The 15,808-nt window shown below is 39.8% G+C and carries 15 protein-coding genes; 10 read left to right on the top strand and 5 right to left on the bottom strand.

The window, feature by feature from the left end:
* Positions 1–502: 502 nt before the first annotated feature.
* The 5 genes from rfbD (at position 503) to RS893_RS23005 (ending at position 5,328) form a co-directional block, all read left to right on the top strand.
* Complete coding sequence (rfbD, locus tag RS893_RS23025) at positions 503–1,387, top strand: dTDP-4-dehydrorhamnose reductase (RefSeq protein WP_315788013.1); 885 nt, start codon at positions 503–505, stop codon at positions 1,385–1,387.
* A gap of 133 nt (positions 1,388–1,520) precedes the next feature.
* Entirely contained in the window at positions 1,521–2,597 is a 1,077-nt protein-coding gene (locus RS893_RS23020; RefSeq protein WP_315788012.1) for a glucose-1-phosphate thymidylyltransferase, read from the top strand.
* Positions 2,594–3,442 (top strand): glycosyltransferase family 2 protein, encoded by an 849-nt coding sequence (locus tag RS893_RS23015; protein WP_315788011.1) that lies wholly within the window; start codon positions 2,594–2,596, stop codon positions 3,440–3,442. Before RS893_RS23020 ends, RS893_RS23015 begins: the two co-directional genes overlap by 4 nt.
* A gap of 140 nt (positions 3,443–3,582) precedes the next feature.
* Positions 3,583–4,158, top strand: a complete 576-nt coding sequence (locus RS893_RS23010) for a Uma2 family endonuclease (RefSeq protein ID WP_315788010.1) — start codon at positions 3,583–3,585, stop codon at positions 4,156–4,158.
* On the top strand, positions 4,159–5,328 hold the full coding sequence (locus RS893_RS23005; protein WP_315788009.1) for a glycosyltransferase family 1 protein: 1,170 nt from the start codon (positions 4,159–4,161) through the stop codon (positions 5,326–5,328).
* Positions 5,329–5,398: 70 nt separating this feature from the next.
* On the opposite strand, the gene pyk is transcribed toward RS893_RS23005, so the two are convergent.
* Entirely contained in the window at positions 5,399–7,168 is a 1,770-nt protein-coding gene (gene pyk / locus RS893_RS23000) for a pyruvate kinase (protein ID WP_315788008.1), read from the bottom strand.
* Positions 7,169–7,792: 624 nt separating this feature from the next.
* Between pyk and crtR the strand changes: the two genes are divergently transcribed.
* Together crtR and RS893_RS22990 are read left to right on the top strand one after the other, a co-directional pair.
* Positions 7,793–8,722 carry a beta-carotene hydroxylase gene (crtR, locus tag RS893_RS22995; RefSeq protein WP_315788007.1) on the top strand — a complete coding sequence of 310 codons (930 nt, stop codon included), beginning with the start codon at positions 7,793–7,795 and terminating at the stop codon, positions 8,720–8,722.
* Positions 8,723–8,864: 142 nt separating this feature from the next.
* On the top strand, positions 8,865–9,002 hold the full coding sequence (locus tag RS893_RS22990; RefSeq protein ID WP_315792150.1) for a hypothetical protein: 138 nt from the start codon (positions 8,865–8,867) through the stop codon (positions 9,000–9,002).
* Positions 9,003–9,091: 89 nt separating this feature from the next.
* Here the strand turns inward: RS893_RS22990 and RS893_RS22985 are convergent, their stop codons facing one another.
* Positions 9,092–10,369: a serine/threonine-protein kinase gene (locus RS893_RS22985; RefSeq protein ID WP_315788006.1), complete on the bottom strand. Its 1,278-nt coding sequence runs from the start codon at positions 10,367–10,369 to the stop codon at positions 9,092–9,094.
* 193 nt (positions 10,370–10,562) lie between these two features.
* On the opposite strand from RS893_RS22985, the gene RS893_RS22980 reads away from it, so the two are divergent.
* Positions 10,563–11,642 carry a PstS family phosphate ABC transporter substrate-binding protein gene (locus RS893_RS22980; protein ID WP_315788005.1) on the top strand — a complete coding sequence of 360 codons (1,080 nt, stop codon included), beginning with the start codon at positions 10,563–10,565 and terminating at the stop codon, positions 11,640–11,642.
* Here the strand turns inward: RS893_RS22980 and aroH are convergent.
* The 3 genes from aroH to RS893_RS22965 all read right to left on the bottom strand — a co-directional run bounded on the left by aroH (position 11,625) and on the right by RS893_RS22965 (position 13,871).
* Positions 11,625–12,014, bottom strand: a complete 390-nt coding sequence (aroH, locus tag RS893_RS22975) for a chorismate mutase (RefSeq protein WP_315788004.1) — start codon at positions 12,012–12,014, stop codon at positions 11,625–11,627. The genes RS893_RS22980 and aroH overlap by 18 nt on opposite strands.
* Before the next feature lie 189 nt (positions 12,015–12,203).
* A complete protein-coding gene (sppA, locus tag RS893_RS22970; protein ID WP_315788003.1) occupies positions 12,204–13,013 on the bottom strand; it encodes a signal peptide peptidase SppA in 810 nt (269 codons plus the stop codon).
* 570 nt (positions 13,014–13,583) lie between these two features.
* Complete coding sequence (locus RS893_RS22965; protein ID WP_315788002.1) at positions 13,584–13,871, bottom strand: hypothetical protein; 288 nt, start codon at positions 13,869–13,871, stop codon at positions 13,584–13,586.
* 624 nt (positions 13,872–14,495) lie between these two features.
* Here RS893_RS22965 and RS893_RS22960 point away from each other — a divergent pair.
* Together RS893_RS22960 and RS893_RS22955 are read left to right on the top strand one after the other, a co-directional pair.
* The gene (locus RS893_RS22960) at positions 14,496–15,266 is read left to right on the top strand and encodes an MlaE family lipid ABC transporter permease subunit (RefSeq protein ID WP_396336471.1); all 771 of its coding nucleotides are present in this window, start codon (positions 14,496–14,498) and stop codon (positions 15,264–15,266) included.
* An 86-nt stretch (positions 15,267–15,352) separates the two neighbouring features.
* Complete coding sequence (locus tag RS893_RS22955) at positions 15,353–15,769, top strand: DUF3119 family protein (protein WP_315788000.1); 417 nt, start codon at positions 15,353–15,355, stop codon at positions 15,767–15,769.
* Positions 15,770–15,808: the final 39 nt, after the last annotated feature.

Raw genomic sequence — 15,808 nt, 5'->3', positions numbered from 1 at the left:
TCCCAAAATTTGAGGTTAAAGAACACTGAATTAGCTAACTATTTCACTGCAATGATGGCAAAGTCGTTCCACACTATTAAATCTGAAATTAAGTAGCTGGACATAATCAAATGTAAAATGCTAATTCTTGGAACTCTGTGAGAAAGAGGGTTTTTCCTTCTGTCATCTGCCTTCTACTTATCAACAAACAAGACTATAAAAACAGTAATTTTTCTAGCTGAGGTCTAAAAAATCTAAAAAGGGAACACACGGGCATGATTATATCAATCAAACATAACAAGATGTGTAACATAGTGTAAAAAAAAGAAGAAATAAAACACAAGGTTGTAGTAGTACTAATGGATTTTTGTACTAACTATGAAAAAGGCGATCTACCTCAGCCTATATATTTGTTCATTATTCACACAATGAGATCCGTTGACTTGAGATTAAAAAAATCTTAAAAAATCTAAATTTTGCTTTAAAATCAGGAGCTTTGAAGTATTAATTTAAACATTAATTTATGAGTAAATTAATTCTACTAATCGGCAGTAACGGTCAATTAGGCAAAGAACTGCAACAAAGTTTATCAACCTACGCAAATGTAATTTCAATTGCACGTCCTACTGTAGATCTTGCTCAACCAGATACTATATGCAGTGTAATTAGAGAAAAGCAACCACAAATCATTATCAATGCTGCTGCTTATACTGCTGTTGATAAAGCTGAAAGTGAACCAGAATTAGCAAAAGCGATTAATACAATCGCCCCGCAAATTTTCGCACAGGAAGCCAAAAAACAACAAGCTTTTCTAATTCATATATCTACCGATTATGTTTTTGATGGCAACAGCAGCCGTCCCTATCAAGAAACAGATAAAACTAACCCTTTAAATATCTATGGTCAAACTAAACTAGCAGGAGAAGAAGCTATTCGCGAGACTTACATTCATCATCTTATTCTTCGTACTGCCTGGGTTTATGGAACTTTTGGCAAAAGCAATTTTGTCAAAACAATGCTACGACTAGGAAGAGAAAGAGAAGAAATTCGTGTTGTTGCAGATCAAATTGGTAGTCCTACTTGGGCGAGAGACATAGCAGAAACTATAACCAAATTAATACCTTTGTTGAATTCAGAAATTGCTGGAACTTATCACTATACAAATAGTGGTGTTGCTAGCTGGTATGACTTTGCTGTTGCAATTTTTGAAGAAGCCCAACAATTAGGTTTCCCTCTAAAAGTACAGCGAATTGTTCCGATTACTACTTCAGGATATCCCACACCTGCCCGTCGACCTGCATACTCAGTTCTCGCATGTGCCAAAATAACTGAGACTTTGGGAAATCATGCGCCCCATTGGCGGCAGAGATTAAGGAAAATGTTGAAAGAGTTAGTAGTTAGTGGTTAGTGGGTAGAGACGCGATGTTCCTCGCGTCTGTATATTAGTGGTTAGTAGCTGTTTTTCTACCACTAACTAATATTCACTTTTCTACTACTAAACTAATATCCACTTTTCTACCACTATCCACTAACTAATACTTATGAAAGCATTAATTCTTGCTGGCGGTAAAGGTACTCGTTTACGCCCTCTTACTTATACAGGGGCAAAACAACTGGTTCCCGTTGCTAATAAACCAATTTTGTGGTATGGCATTGAAGAGATGGTTGCTGCTGGTATAACTGATATTGGCATCATTATCAGCTCAGAAACTGGAACAGAAGTACAAGCCAAAACTGGAAATGGCGATCGCTTTGGCGCAAAAATTACATACATCTTACAAGACCAACCAGCTGGACTTGCCCACGCCGTGAAAGTTGCTTATCCCTTCTTAGAAGATTCGCCTTTTGTCATGTACTTAGGCGATAACTTAATTCAACAAGGCGATTTAAGCTACTTTTTACAAAAATTTACTAACCAACAGCAAGATGCTATTATTCTCCTGCGTCAAGTAAGCAATCCTAGTGCCTTTGGTGTAGCTAGGATTGATGAAACAGGGCGAGTTTTGCAGTTAGTCGAAAAACCCAAAGTACCCCCGTCTAATTTGGCATTAGTAGGGGTTTACTTCTTTTCTCCTGTTATTCATGATGCGATCGCCTGTATCCAACCTTCCGCACGAGGTGAACTAGAAATCACCGATGCTATTCAATGTCTAATAGATCAGCAAAAGCAAGTTCTAGCTTGCCAATTGCAAGGCTGGTGGCTAGATACTGGTAAAAAAGATGACTTGCTAGAAGCGAATCGTCTGATTCTGGACACCTACTTAAACACGAAAATTTTAGGGGAAATCGATGCCGAAAGTAATATCATCGGTCGAGTTCAAATTGGTACTCATTCTCAATTAGTGAACACTACTATTCGTGGCCCTGTAGTTATAGGTAGCAATTGTTATTTAGAAAACTGCTTTATAGGCCCTTACACCAGCATTGCCGATAATACCCAACTTATTGAAAGCGACATAGAGCATAGTGTAGTTTTGGAAGGTGCTAAAATAACGAGAATTCATCAACGTATTATTGACAGCGTAATTGGACAAAGGGCGCAATTAACTACTGCACCACAGCGTCCTAAAGCCTTGCGATTTATGATTGGTGATGACTGTCAAATTGAATTAACGTGATTTATTTTTTAACAGTCAACTATTATTCTACAAATCTTATTGCCAAATTAATCAGTTCTCTACCCAGGGAGAAAAATTTAGATTTCAAAGTAATTATTATCAACAACTCCTTTGATGATGATTCTATTGTTAGTCTAAAAGATGAGAATGTAATTATCTTGAATGCTACCAAGAATTTAGGGTTCGGTAATGCCTGTAATCTTGGTCTGAAATTTATATATGCTGAAGATCCACAGGCAATTGTTTGGATAATTAATCCAGATGCATATTTAATAGAAAGTGATTTAAATAAAGTCCAATCATTTTTTCAATTTCAACCCGAAATTTCTATTCTTGGCACAATAATTCATACTCCTGCTGGTGAAGTTTGGTTTGCAGGTGGTTGTTTTAATCTTAAAACAGGTGAAATTTCGAGTTGCAACTTATTCATAGAGCAAAATCAAGATTATATTAAATGTGATTGGGTAACAGGTTGTAGTTTCATAATTAATTTTTGTAATTTTGGAGAATGCCCTTTATTTGATCCTGCTTACTTTCTTTATTATGAAGACTTTGATTTTTGTCAACGTTACGCCCAACAAGGACATTTAATCGCAGTAACTCAGAAATTTGGAGTTATACATCAACCGTCTTCTATTACTAATAAATATGTCTTCCGCAAAATCAAAAATAGTACTTATAGTTATTTATTAAGTTTAGATAGATATACAAATCAACTAGTTTTTAGCTTGAGATTAAGTAGACTGGTTTTTTATGCGTTATTCTTAATGTTCATCAAGCCTCAGATAGGGTTGGGGAAAATATATGGAGTTTTTCTTTATTTTTGGAAAAGAGGTAATGAGTAAACAACAAGATACCAGAATTCTTTAAGAATTCTGGTATCTAATATATCAATTTTAACAACTAATTTACGATTGCTAATAACTGATAATTTAAATGTTAGGCTAAGGTTATCTTAGTGAGCTTGAAACTACAGACTAGTGTTATGGTTGTGCAAACTCTACCCCGTTACTACTCAACAGCAGAATATTTGGCACATGAAGAAACTGCTGAGTACCGTAGCGAATATTGTGATGGAGAAATTGTTCCAATGACAGGAGGTTCGATTAATCATAATCAAATCATTGTTAATTTAATTATTGCTCTAACTCTTGCTCTCAAGGAACAAGGTTACAGTGTTTATGCCAATGATCTACGCTTGTGGATTCCTCGCTATCGTCAATACACCTATCCTGATGTCTTAATTATCAAAGATGAACCTATTTTTGAAGAAGGACGTAACGATACAGTCCTCAATCCCTGTATAATTTTTGAAGTTCTCTCAAAGTCTACAAGCAGTCGCGATCGCGGTGACAAATTTACTTATTACCGTTCTATACCTGAATTCCAAGAATATATTTTGATTGACCAGTATTCTACCCACATTGAGCAGTTTAGTAAAACTTCTGATGGTAATTGGTTATTTAGAGAATCTGAGGATAAAGATGGAGTTTTGACTCTATTTTCAGTAAACTGTCAAATACCATATCATCAAATTTATGAGCGGATTAAGTTTGAATAAATGAGCGATTTATTAATTAATTTATCTGTGGTATTTTCTCAACCTACAGGTATAAGTAACTATGCTAAAAATATTTTTCCTTATTTAAAACCTCTTAACCCCACCTTATTAACTGCCCTAAATTATCCAGAATTTAAATGTTACTCAATCCCAGGTAATCTTACTCCTGCTGATGGGACAAAAGGGCATCTTGATCGCTTGTTATGGACACAGTTTCAATTACCAAAAATATATAAAAACTTAAAATCTCAACTGATTTTTTCCCCTCTTCCAGAAGCACCACTTTATTCTAATTGTCGTTTTGTCGTAATGGTTCACGACTTAATTCCATTGCGTTTTCCTAAGCGCTTTTCGCCCCTGACACCCTACTTTCGCTACTATATTCCCCAAGTTCTTCAGCAGGCACAACACATTATTTGTAATTCCCAAGCTACAGCTAAAGATATTACTGATTTTTACCAGGTTCCTGCTAGGAAAATTACGCCAATTCTCTTAGCGCATGATGTTAAGCGTTTTCGACCTGTTAGGGAAGATACGGGAATATGGGGACAAGGAGGACATGGGGGACAAGGGAGTAGTCTTTCTTCTTTGTCTTCTCATCTCTCGTGTGTTTTCATAGCCCCGTCATCAAAATCTTGCCCTTACTTTCTCTACATTGGTAGACATGATCCCCATAAGAACCTACACAGACTCATCGCTGCTTTTGCAAGTTTACCAAATCATTTTGATTACCAATTGTGGTTAGCAGGGCCACAGGATAAACGTTATACTCCCCTGTTGCAAGCGCAAGTTGAGGAATTGGGTATCGCTAAGCAAGTCAAATTTTTGGACTACGTTCCCTATAGTGAATTACCAAAAATAATTAGTGGGGCGATCGCACTTGTCTTTCCTAGTCTCTGGGAGGGTTTTGGTTTCCCGATTCTAGAAGCAATGGCCTGCGGTACTCCTGTAATTACCTCTAATATTTCCTCTCTCCCAGAAGTTGCTAGTGATGCTGCCATTCTCATCAACCCCTACAATACTAGAGAAATTACAGAAGCAATGGATAAAATTGCTACTGATACACAACTGCGCGATCGCCTATCCATTGCTAGCATCACTAGGGCAAATCAATTTAGCTGGGAAAAAACAGGACTAGCAACCACAGAAGTTTTGAAACAGTATCTTTAAGAAAGGCAAAGGGCAGATGGCAGAAGGATAAATTACTTCTTCACCCTTCATAATTCATAGTTCATAATTTTTAAGGAGTTCCCACTGCCCCAGAGTAAACTAAACCCCGTTGCATATCCATTGTCAGAATCGACCCATCTCGAATTACTTGTGTTGCCTTCTTGACACCGACTATCACAGGAACACCGAGACGCAAACCAATAACTGCGGCGTGACAAGTAAGACTATCTTCTTCAGTAATAATACCTGCGGATTTGCGAATTACCTCGACAAAATCGGCACTAGTGCGGGGTGCAACCAAAATATCACCAGGATTAAAGTTACTCACATCCATACTGGTATGTGCTACCCTGGCACGACCACTGACTGAACCTTGCCCAAGTCCAATTCCCCGTCCTAATACAGCTGTCACAACTTCTACTTTAATTAAATCTGTTGAGCCAGACACACCTTGGAGTGTACCGGCGGTCATGACTACTAAATCTCCCTCAAAAACGAGATTATTTTCTAAAGCTACGTTAATTGCTGCTTGGAACGTTTGACCAGTGGAGGGCAATTCTAATACCAATAACGGTTTGACTCCCCATACTAATTGCAGTTGTCTTGCAACATTTACATGGGGTGTAATCGCTAAAATTGGTGTCCAAGGACGGAATTTAGAAACGTTGCGAGCTGTGGAGCCTGTTTGAGTCAAGCTCATAATGGCTGCGGCTCCTAGTTGTTGAGCGATTTGTCCTACTGCTTGGCTAATCGCGTTAGGAATAGAACGCTTTCGATCTCTAACTTGGCTTGCGTTATTGTTTTGGATGTTTTCTTGCTCAATTTTTTCCGCAATCCGTGCCATTGTCGCCACAGCTTCGACTGGGAACTTACCCACAGCAGTTTCATTGGAGAGCATCACCGCATCCGTACCATCTAAAATCGCATTTGCCACATCCGACACTTCGGCACGGGTAGGACGGGGATTATTGACCATGCTGTCTAACATCTGGGTAGCAGTAATGATGGGAATTCCCAAGCGATTAGCAGTAGCAATTAATCGCTTTTGCAGCATAGGAACATCTTCTGCTGGTAGTTCTACCCCTAAATCCCCTCTGGCTACCATCACGCCATCACACAAAGCCAAAATTGCTTCCATTTGTTCGATCGCTTCGTGCTTTTCGATTTTGGCAATCACTGGAACATTTTTACCTGTGCTAGAAATTAGTTCCTTAATTTCCATCACATCTTGGGGGTTACGAACAAAGGAAAGTGCCACCCAGTCAACACCTTGATCCAGACCGAACATCAGATCCTCACGGTCTTTGTCGGTCATGGCTTTAATAGAAAGGTAGACTCCAGGAAAGTTTACGCCCTTGTTATTGGAAAGAGTCCCAGGTACGGTAATACGACAGTGGAGATCGCCTTTTTCTTTATTAATATCTTCTACGAGCATTTCGACGCGCCCATCATCAAGGAGAATCCTTGCTCCTACAGGCACTTCCTCTGCTAAATAATCATAGGTAACGCAGCTAATATCTTGTGTACCAACTACTGGACGGTTAGTTAAGGTAAAGCGATCGCCTTTTGCTAGCACTATCGACCCATTCTCAAACTTGCCCAAGCGAATTTTCGGCCCTTGCAAGTCTTGGAGAATTCCCACCGGTTGATTAAGCTCAAAGGCAGTTTGCCTAATCAGGCGAATGTTGCGCTGATGATCAGCATGAGAACCGTGAGAAAAGTTCAATCGCAACGTCGTTGCACCAGCTTCAATAATAGCTTTGAGCATTTCTGGACTGCTGGTGGCAGGGCCAATGGTGGCAACAATTTTGGTTCGGCGTAAAGAGTCTTTCAATTGCATAGAGGCTGACAGATTCAGTTATCAGTTATCAGTTTTATCAATGTTCACTGAATAACTGTTCACTGTTCACTGATTGAATGGGGGAACTCATAGCAGGTTAAGGATCAAAGCCAGAAGCTTCGACTCGAATCATACCGTTATTTTGCCCATGATATGCGAAGATTATCGATAAATCTTGCTACACAAAACTTTAAAACTTTATTATTTTTTAGAGTGGATTTAGTGCTATTACTTTTGCTCTAGAGGAAAAGAGAAGGGGAATGTTTTTTACTTTACCCCTTTACCCTTCCCCTTTACCCTATTGAAAGTGAAGTCTCTTGACCAACAGCCAATTGCCAAGGAGGATAACTATGTAGAAAAATTCCAGGATGAAGGATGAAGGATGAAGTGTGAAGAATGAAGGATGAAGTGTGAAGGGTGTAGACGCGCTCATAGGCTTCTCGTAGAGTAGGGTGAAGGATGAAGTGTGAAGGATGAAGTATGAAGGATGAAGTATAAATTTTTATCCTTCTGCCTTCTGCCTTCTGCCTTCTGCCTTCTGCCTTCTGCCTTCTGCCTTCTGCCTTTTGCCTTCTGCCCTCTGTCTTTTTTTACTAGCAACATTTGATTAATAAGGAGTTCACGATGCTGACGTCGGAGGCACAGAAGCCACTGACAGTCCCCCCCAAAGAATTGTTAGCGCCTCCCGGTGGTTTTAACCCGACGCTGCTAATGTTTTTGGCAGCTGTGGCAATTGTTGTGTTATCTTGCCTTGGTTACTGGGTTTGGCACTGGCCGCACTGGATATCATTTGTCATGAACGTTATTGCCCTACACATTTCCGGTACGGTAATTCATGATGCCTGTCACCAGTCTGCCCATCACAACAAGATAATTAACGCGATGTTGGGGCATGGTAGTGCTTTGATGCTAGCTTTTGCTTTTCCAGTATTTACACGGGTACATTTGCAGCATCATGCTCATGTCAATGATCCAAAAAATGACCCGGATCATTTTGTTTCTACAGGTGGCCCCCTGTGGTTAATCGCAGTGCGTTTTTTCTACCATGAGGTATTTTTCTTCAAACGACGTCTCTGGCGCAAGTATGAACTTCTTGAATGGTTTCTCAGCCGTTTATTTGTGGTGACAATTGTCTTTGCCTCAGTTCATTACCATTTTTTAGGTTACGTTCTCAATTTTTGGTTTGTACCTTCTGGCATCGTCGGGTTAGCTTTGGGATTATTTTTTGATTACTTGCCCCATCGTCCTTTTGCTGAGCGCGATCGCTGGAAAAATGCTCGTGTCTACGCTAACCCAATTCTCAACATTCTGATTCTCGGACAGAACTACCACTTAATTCATCATTTGTGGCCTTCTATTCCTTGGTACAATTATCAGCCTACATACTATCTCATGAAGCCTCTGCTAGATCAAAAAGGTTGTTATCAATCTTTAGGATTACTCCAAAAAAAAGATTTTTTTGATTTCCTTTATGACATTTTTTTAGGAATTCGTTTTCATCGAAAAAAATCAGCGGACAGGAGCGAAGCATTGCAACATGTATCTTTAGATTAAACAAAAAATTTTTTGTACAAATTCTTCTTCCGTACAATAGTTAATAGTTGGTAGTGGGCTTATTACCACTAACCACTATTTACTAGGATGGTATGCAAAACACTAGCTAAAGTAAGCACTGGTGATGAAGATGAAAATTTGGATGTGGAGTACTATTGGACTGCTCGTTACTAACTTAGTTGTAGTTACAATTGTAGCGTTTTTGATTTACAGAGATAGTGTCCAACCAAACCAGAATCGAGCGCTCGACGAACAGAAATTAGCGATGATCAAAACTTAGTACAAAATTGTCAAACTTCGCGCCCCTTTGCGTTCTCCTTTGCAAACCTTTGCGTTTAAAAACACAACGAAATTAATGCAAACCAGTACTTAGGGTGAGCCATGTTTGTGTAATTGCAAGTCTTGCAATTTTGGAGTAGGAGAAACTATCTGTACAGACCAATAGCTGACAACCATGAGAATTACACCAGAGACAGCACCAAGCACTAGACCAATTAGCAAAGCTGGTCTTTTAAGAAAAATAGTAACAGTGGTATTTCTAACCTGACTATCATTCTCAAAATCTTGGTTATCACTTTGTCCAGATGAGAGGTTTTGAAGTTGCAACTCCTCGTTATCTTGCCTTGGTTTGTAAAAATTTCTTGGTGACAGTAGCGTCTCTGGGATAGTGAATTTACTCGTTTGCTCATCCAACAGTGGTGGTGATATTTTATTCTCTCCAGAAATTAGATAAGTATCCGCTTCTGGCGGTAAAGTTTGGGGTGTAAAGGTGAATAGCGATGTAGAAGTAAATTTTGTCTCCTGTGTTGATGCGTAGAGGTTAGCCAACGGTAGCAATGCTAATAGCGCCTCTTGTGCTGATTGATATCGGTCTTTAAAGTGGTAATGCACCATCTTATTAAGTACTGAGGCGAGTTCAGCACTTACTGGAGTTAAATGTTGCCAAATCACTTCACCCGTATGCCCGTCTTCTGGTAATTGTGTTGGATGTACCCCTGTCAGGGCTTGGATGCCAATCATACCCAAAGCATAAATATCACTATTGCGCCGTGGTTTGCCTCGTTCTTGTTCATGAGGCATATAGCCAGGTGTACCGATCGCAATGGTAGTATTTTGTTCAGGGGGAATAAAATCTTTAACCAATTGATTCCAGATGGGCTTAACAGCACCAAAGTCAATCAGAACTAAGCGATGATCTTGCTTACGTCTGAGAATGTTGCTTGGCTTGACATCTCGGTGAATCAACCCGTGACTATGAACAAAATTCAGGATTTCTAAAACTTCTACTAGTAGTTGAAAAACTTCCTTTTCTAACCACTGTTTACCAAGGGGAAGCTCTACACTTAGAGGATGCCCATCAATAAATTCTTGTACTAAATAAAACTCTAAATTATCTTCAAAATGAGTCAGAAGATTAGGAACTAGGTTATAATCACCTAGTTTTTTCAAGGCTTCTGTTTCTCGAATAAACAGTCGCCTACGTATTTCTACTGAAATAGGACATTTATCACTTGGTAAGAAATGCTTGACTACACAAGTAGGACAGCCGGATGAGTAAATATCTTGTGCTACATAGGTTTGACAAAATATACCTTGACTTAAAACTTGAACAACTCGGTATCGTTCTCCTAGCAACTGACTCAACATGTCACGATTGATCTGACGGCTATATTAAGTAACTTTACTTAAATCAAATTTACTTATAGATTTAATATATAGTTTTTATAAAGAAAGTTTTAGGTATAACCACCAGAAGTTACATTTAAATCTTATCAAGAGTTATCAAGAGCGTGCATTCAAATCCAAATTGCTTTGACCTAGTAAACGCCAGTAAGAGAAGATGACTAATGAACGTAAAAGAAGCGTCCCACTCAGCAGAGACGCTGTACAGATAGTCAGAGGTCTAGTTGTCGGCGAACTGATCACAATTATTATTATTGGTGGACTCTGGTTATGGCTCAGACCACGCTTGCAAATCGATAACCGTGCTTTCTCTAGACCTGCGAGTCAAGGTACAAATACTACCTCTGATCTTAGCGATTCAACTTTCCAGACAGTGACAAATGTTCCCATTGGCTCATTCAAACATGGTGGGAGTACTGCTTGGGCATCTGTTAGACCGTTAGTAGACGCCCAGATCCAAAATCTTCGTCCGGAACTACAGTTACGCTATGTAGACCCCATCAACAGCAGTCCTGGTTCTGGGTCGGGAATTCAAATGTTACTTGATGGGGAATTAGATTTTGTTGAATCTTCTCGTCTCCCCACCGCCGCAGAACAGGAAATTGCTAGGCAACGAGGTTTCACGCTTGCATCACGTCAAGTTGCTGTTGATGGTGTAGCGATCGCAACTCATCCATCACTGCAAGTTTCAGGTATAACTGTGGAACAATTACAGCAGATTTATTCCGGAAAAATCACAAATTGGCAGCAAGTAGGCGGTCCTGATTTAGTAATTACTGCCTTTTCTGGGCGTCCAGAGAGCGCAGATACAGTCATATCTGCTGACAAGCAAATATTAGACCCGCAAACTTTTGGTTCTAAAATTCAGTATGTCTATTCTCCTACGGAAGCACTGCGCCGAGTTAACCAGACTCCTGGTAGTATTTATTACGCTGCCGCTCGGACAATAGTACCTCAATGTACAGTCAAACTTTTAAATGTGGGTTTAGTTCCTACAAAATTAGTTTCACCCTACATTGAACCTTTAGTAGCAAAAAATCAGTGTCCGCAAAAGCGCAATCAAGTAAATACAGAGGTTATTAATAACGGCAGTTATCCATTAATTACCAAGTTGTATGTGATTACTAAACAGAACAATGGTCAACAACAGCAAGCAGGAGAGGCTTATACAAATCTTTTGTTGACCGATCAAGGACAAAGGGTAATAGAAGAGGCTGGTTTAATCCCGGTGCGCTAGGGGTTGAACCCAATCAGGACGTAACTTTTGGGCATGACGTAAATAGATATGAAACACTGAGGCAGATCCTGGCAAATAAGCATGGACTAAAAATCGAATACAGCGTTCCAAACTGCCTTTGACATGCATTTGTTGGACATCTAGCATGGCGACAGTATCCCAGTGGGGGCGTTGGCGTGCTATGGCAGCCGGAAAAATTGCATCCAAGTCCTGTGTGACTGTAAAAGTAATGCTAATGATATCTGAAGGATGCAGTTGATTACGTTTTTCCAACTCATCTAATAGTTCCATTACTGATTCTTGCATTGCCTCAACCGTATTTTCTGAAACGGTTGTTGCGCCGCGAATAGCACGCGTTCGCCACTCTACCATTTATCCTCCTTAAATTAGTCAATTGTCAATTGTCAAGGGTCAATCGTCAAAAATTTATCCTACTGATAACTTGTACCATTCAAGGCAAGAGCAAGAGCTTCTTGCTCTTGTTCTTGTTACCAAGTTGAACCTGGTAACAAGGATTTAAACTTTATGCTATGGACATTTGACAATGGACATTTGACATTTTTATGGTCTATACAACCACAAAGGTAGACCACTTGTAGACACTTCAAACTCTAGCCAGCTAATTCCAGATGCAGCCTGACTATTTCCTGGAAGTAAGCGACTCAATAAAGGTTTGCGTTCTTCTAGGGTAAAGACGGGTGTTTTTTCCGGATCAAGACCAACTAGTTCTGCTGCCCAACGACGAGCATCTTCTTCTGTTCCTAATCTGTCTACAATACCCAATTCTAAGGCTTGCTGACCAGTAAAAATCCGACCATCGGCAAAACTTCTCACAGTTTCTACTGCTAAATTCCTAGCTTCAGCAACTGTTTGCACAAACTGTTGATAACTAGTATCAATCAATTCTTGCAAAATATTTTGTTCTGCTTCAGTCAGTTCTCGGTCAAATGCCAAAATATCTTTGTAAGGACCAGACTTAATTACTTTGAAGGAAACACCGATTTTTTGTAGCAAGCGTTCTAAGTTGTTACCGCGCAGAATTACACCAATGCTACCCGTAATTGTCCCTGGGTTAGCCATGATATGTTCAGCGCCCATACCAATGTAGACACCCCCAGAAGCAGAAATATTGCCAAAACTAGCTACAATTTTGACTTTTTCACGTAAGCGTTTGAGGGCGCTATAGATTTCCTGGGAATCACCTACTGTACCGCCAGGACTATCAATGCGTAGCAGCAAAGCCGGGAATTTTTTCTCTTCTACGGTTTCTAGGGCTTCTAGTACCCGTTTGCGAGTGTTGCTAGCAATCGCACCAGTAATTTCAATTCGAGCTATTTGTTTACGAAATCTAGGCTTAAAAGGCCAAACCATGTGCAGTCAAGAATACTTCTAAAGTCAATAAAAGGCAAAAGTGCTAATCCGAATTTTAATGGAATTTTTATGGTTTGCGTGTGTATTATTGATGTTTTGCTTTTTGAGCAATCTGTTGTACATCCAATCAAGGGTGTAGACACCAAAATCTACAAGACTTTTGTAGACCTTGTACCATAAAAAATTTAGTTTGGTTTTGATTCAACTTACCCAGTTGTAGAGATAAACAATTTTTTCACTGAAAAATCTAAATTACAGAAATTTTTTATCTATAAAAATTTTGCTTGATTTTATGACGATTTAAGTATACGTCACAGCGAAAATTAGTAAGATTATTTCAATTATATCTAAAATTTGACTATATTAAGCTTGTTGTCTTTCACTGAATCTTAGCCTACCTATACTCTTTGTAGAAGTTGCAACAGTAGGGTAAGTCAGCTATGGAAATGCCTTTGGCGTAGAGAAAAAAGCTGAGAGTCTACGCCCACATACAGTAAATGTATCTTCTTTGACTGGCTGCATCTTTATCCTCAACAATATTAGCTTGAACCACGCAGACCACTAAGGAGATTAACGTAAGATTTGACACCTATAATAAGCATAGGTATCAAACAGTCCTCCAACAAAGCTACAGGTCAAACTAATAGTAAATAATCCTCCGATCGCGTTGCCGCTACCAAAAATAGCAAGAAACTGCATAATGGGAGTAGCGATCGCTTCAGTCACAGTTTGTAAGACGGGGATATAACCCATTAGCGATACAGTTAACAAGATGCTGCCGACCAGAAACATAGGTGCGACAAAGCTAAAAATGATCGTCAGTAGTAGTGATCGCAGAAAGTTCATCCAAATTGTCATGAAGGTCTAGCTCCCTGAATTAATAAGACAATAGCTGTTTTCCTGAGTAGTCACTTTCTACAATAAGTGCGATCGCTCTTCGATGGGCGAGATTTCAAAAATCTTAAGTTTTCATTAAAATACCTACACACAAATTTTCAGGTGTATTGTCAAGCTAAACAAAGCACTCAATCTAGATAATCCCCAAAAATCAAGCCTGAAGCGACTAGCTACAAACATATGCATAGACGAAGCAATGTTAATTTCTGAGAATTTCTGAAATGAGATTTAAAGTTAGTTAACCGAGGTGGGGAGATGGGGTGATGGGGAGTGTGTAGACACGTAGCGGCTTAAGGTAAGGGTGGAGTGGGGGAGTGTGTAGACACGCAAGTGGCTTCCCGTAGGGTGGAGTAAGTCATGTTAAAGAACAACTAACTACTAACCACTAACAACCCTTTGGGTTCGCCAGTCCCCCTACCCTTACCTTAAGCCGCTGCGCGTCTACGTGACGGGAACCGCCTTTTTGGGGGGCTGGACTCACCAACAATCAACAACCAACAACCAACAACCAACTAAATTGCTATTCTTAATTGCAGTTACTGAGTTAGCTGGTGAACATTGAGCGAGATTACATCCACATCTAGTTTGGGAAAATGGAGTCAGCGGTTGCTGGCGGCGATTTTTTTAGGTGGACAAGTTATCATCCATCTCCTCAGAGGTAAAATCCATCGTCGCAATACTCTAGAGCAAATGGCTGTAGTAGGGCCAGATTCGCTGTTTATTGCCCTATTAACGGCTGTTTTTGTAGGTGCAGTATTTACTATTCAGGTAGCACGGGAGTTTATCACCTTTGGTGCAGGAAATCTTGTTGGTGGGGTATTGGCGGTAGCCTTAACACGGGAACTCTCGCCAGTCCTAACAGCTGTGGTGATCGCAGGGCGTGTTGGTTCGGCATTTGCAGCCGAAATTGGCACAATGCGGGTAACTGAACAAATAGATGCTCTATTGATGCTAAAAACTGATCCAGTTGATTATTTAGTTATTCCCCGCTTACTTGCTTGCCTATTAATGATGCCAATTTTGACCCTGCTATCTTTGGTGACAGGAATGTTGGGGGGCTTGATCATTGCCACAAATATTTACAATCTCTCTGACACACAATTTCTGGACTCTGCCCGTAATTTTCTTGGCAGTTGGGATATCATTAGCGCCATGATCAAGGCATGTTGCTTTGGAGTTTTGATAGCCATAATTGGTTGCAATTGGGGTTTGACAACAACGGGAGGAGCCAAAGGTGTGGGACAATCAACGACAACTGCTGTTGTTACTGCCTTATTGATCATATTTATTAGTAATTTCTTTCTTTCTTGGTTAATGTATCAAGGAACAGGTAGTGCGTTATTGCAGGGGTTTTAAAGTGGTTAGTAGTTAGTAGTAGTAGTTAGTAGTTGGTTTAGCCACTAACCACTAACGATTAACCACTAACTCCTAGAATAGGAATAATGTCTACTAACAGAACAGGATTCAAGACTGTGACTACAACAAGCACACCATTATCAACATCAACTGTGGAACTTAAGCCTAGTTACAACATCCCTGTAGTGTTAGTGATTTTGGCTATTCCACTACTTTTGGTGCAACCTTGGGTAGGAGGTGCGATCGCCCTATTTGGGTTATTTCTCATGTTTCAGACACTCACAATACGTCTGCAATTCACTGCTACCGATTTAGATGTTTACAGAGGGGAAAAGTTAATTAGGCGATTTCCTTACCAAGAATGGCAAAACTGGCGGATATTCTGGGAGCGTGTTCCCATTTTGTTTTACTTTAAAGAAGTTAAAAGTATTCATTTTTTGCCAATTTTATTTGACCCCAACATTCTAAAAACTTGTTTGGAACAACGCTGTCCGCGTATTTAGGAAATCAGTGAACAGTGGTCAGTTATCAGTGATCAATTG

The organism is Fischerella sp. JS2 (assembly GCF_032393985.1).
Taxonomy (GTDB): domain Bacteria; phylum Cyanobacteriota; class Cyanobacteriia; order Cyanobacteriales; family Nostocaceae; genus Fischerella.
Note: the sequence above shows the minus strand (reverse complement) of the source record. Positions and strands in the feature narration are given on the sequence as shown.

Coding starts and splice junctions, on each gene's coding strand:
- RS893_RS23020 (WP_315788012.1), top strand. CDS start 1,521: ATGAAAGCATTAATTCTTGCTGGCGGTAAAGGTACTCGTTTACGCCCT.
- sppA (WP_315788003.1), bottom strand. CDS start 13,013: ATGGTTTGGCCTTTTAAGCCTAGATTTCGTAAACAAATAGCTCGAATT.
- RS893_RS22980 (WP_315788005.1), top strand. CDS start 10,563: ATGACTAATGAACGTAAAAGAAGCGTCCCACTCAGCAGAGACGCTGTA.
- aroH (WP_315788004.1), bottom strand. CDS start 12,014: ATGGTAGAGTGGCGAACGCGTGCTATTCGCGGCGCAACAACCGTTTCA.
- pyk (WP_315788008.1), bottom strand. CDS start 7,168: ATGCAATTGAAAGACTCTTTACGCCGAACCAAAATTGTTGCCACCATT.
- RS893_RS22985 (WP_315788006.1), bottom strand. CDS start 10,369: ATGTTGAGTCAGTTGCTAGGAGAACGATACCGAGTTGTTCAAGTTTTA.
- RS893_RS22965 (WP_315788002.1), bottom strand. CDS start 13,871: ATGACAATTTGGATGAACTTTCTGCGATCACTACTACTGACGATCATT.
- RS893_RS22990 (WP_315792150.1), top strand. CDS start 8,865: ATGTGGAGTACTATTGGACTGCTCGTTACTAACTTAGTTGTAGTTACA.
- RS893_RS22955 (WP_315788000.1), top strand. CDS start 15,353: ATGTCTACTAACAGAACAGGATTCAAGACTGTGACTACAACAAGCACA.
- crtR (WP_315788007.1), top strand. CDS start 7,793: ATGCTGACGTCGGAGGCACAGAAGCCACTGACAGTCCCCCCCAAAGAA.
- RS893_RS23010 (WP_315788010.1), top strand. CDS start 3,583: ATGGTTGTGCAAACTCTACCCCGTTACTACTCAACAGCAGAATATTTG.
- rfbD (WP_315788013.1), top strand. CDS start 503: ATGAGTAAATTAATTCTACTAATCGGCAGTAACGGTCAATTAGGCAAA.
- RS893_RS23005 (WP_315788009.1), top strand. CDS start 4,159: ATGAGCGATTTATTAATTAATTTATCTGTGGTATTTTCTCAACCTACA.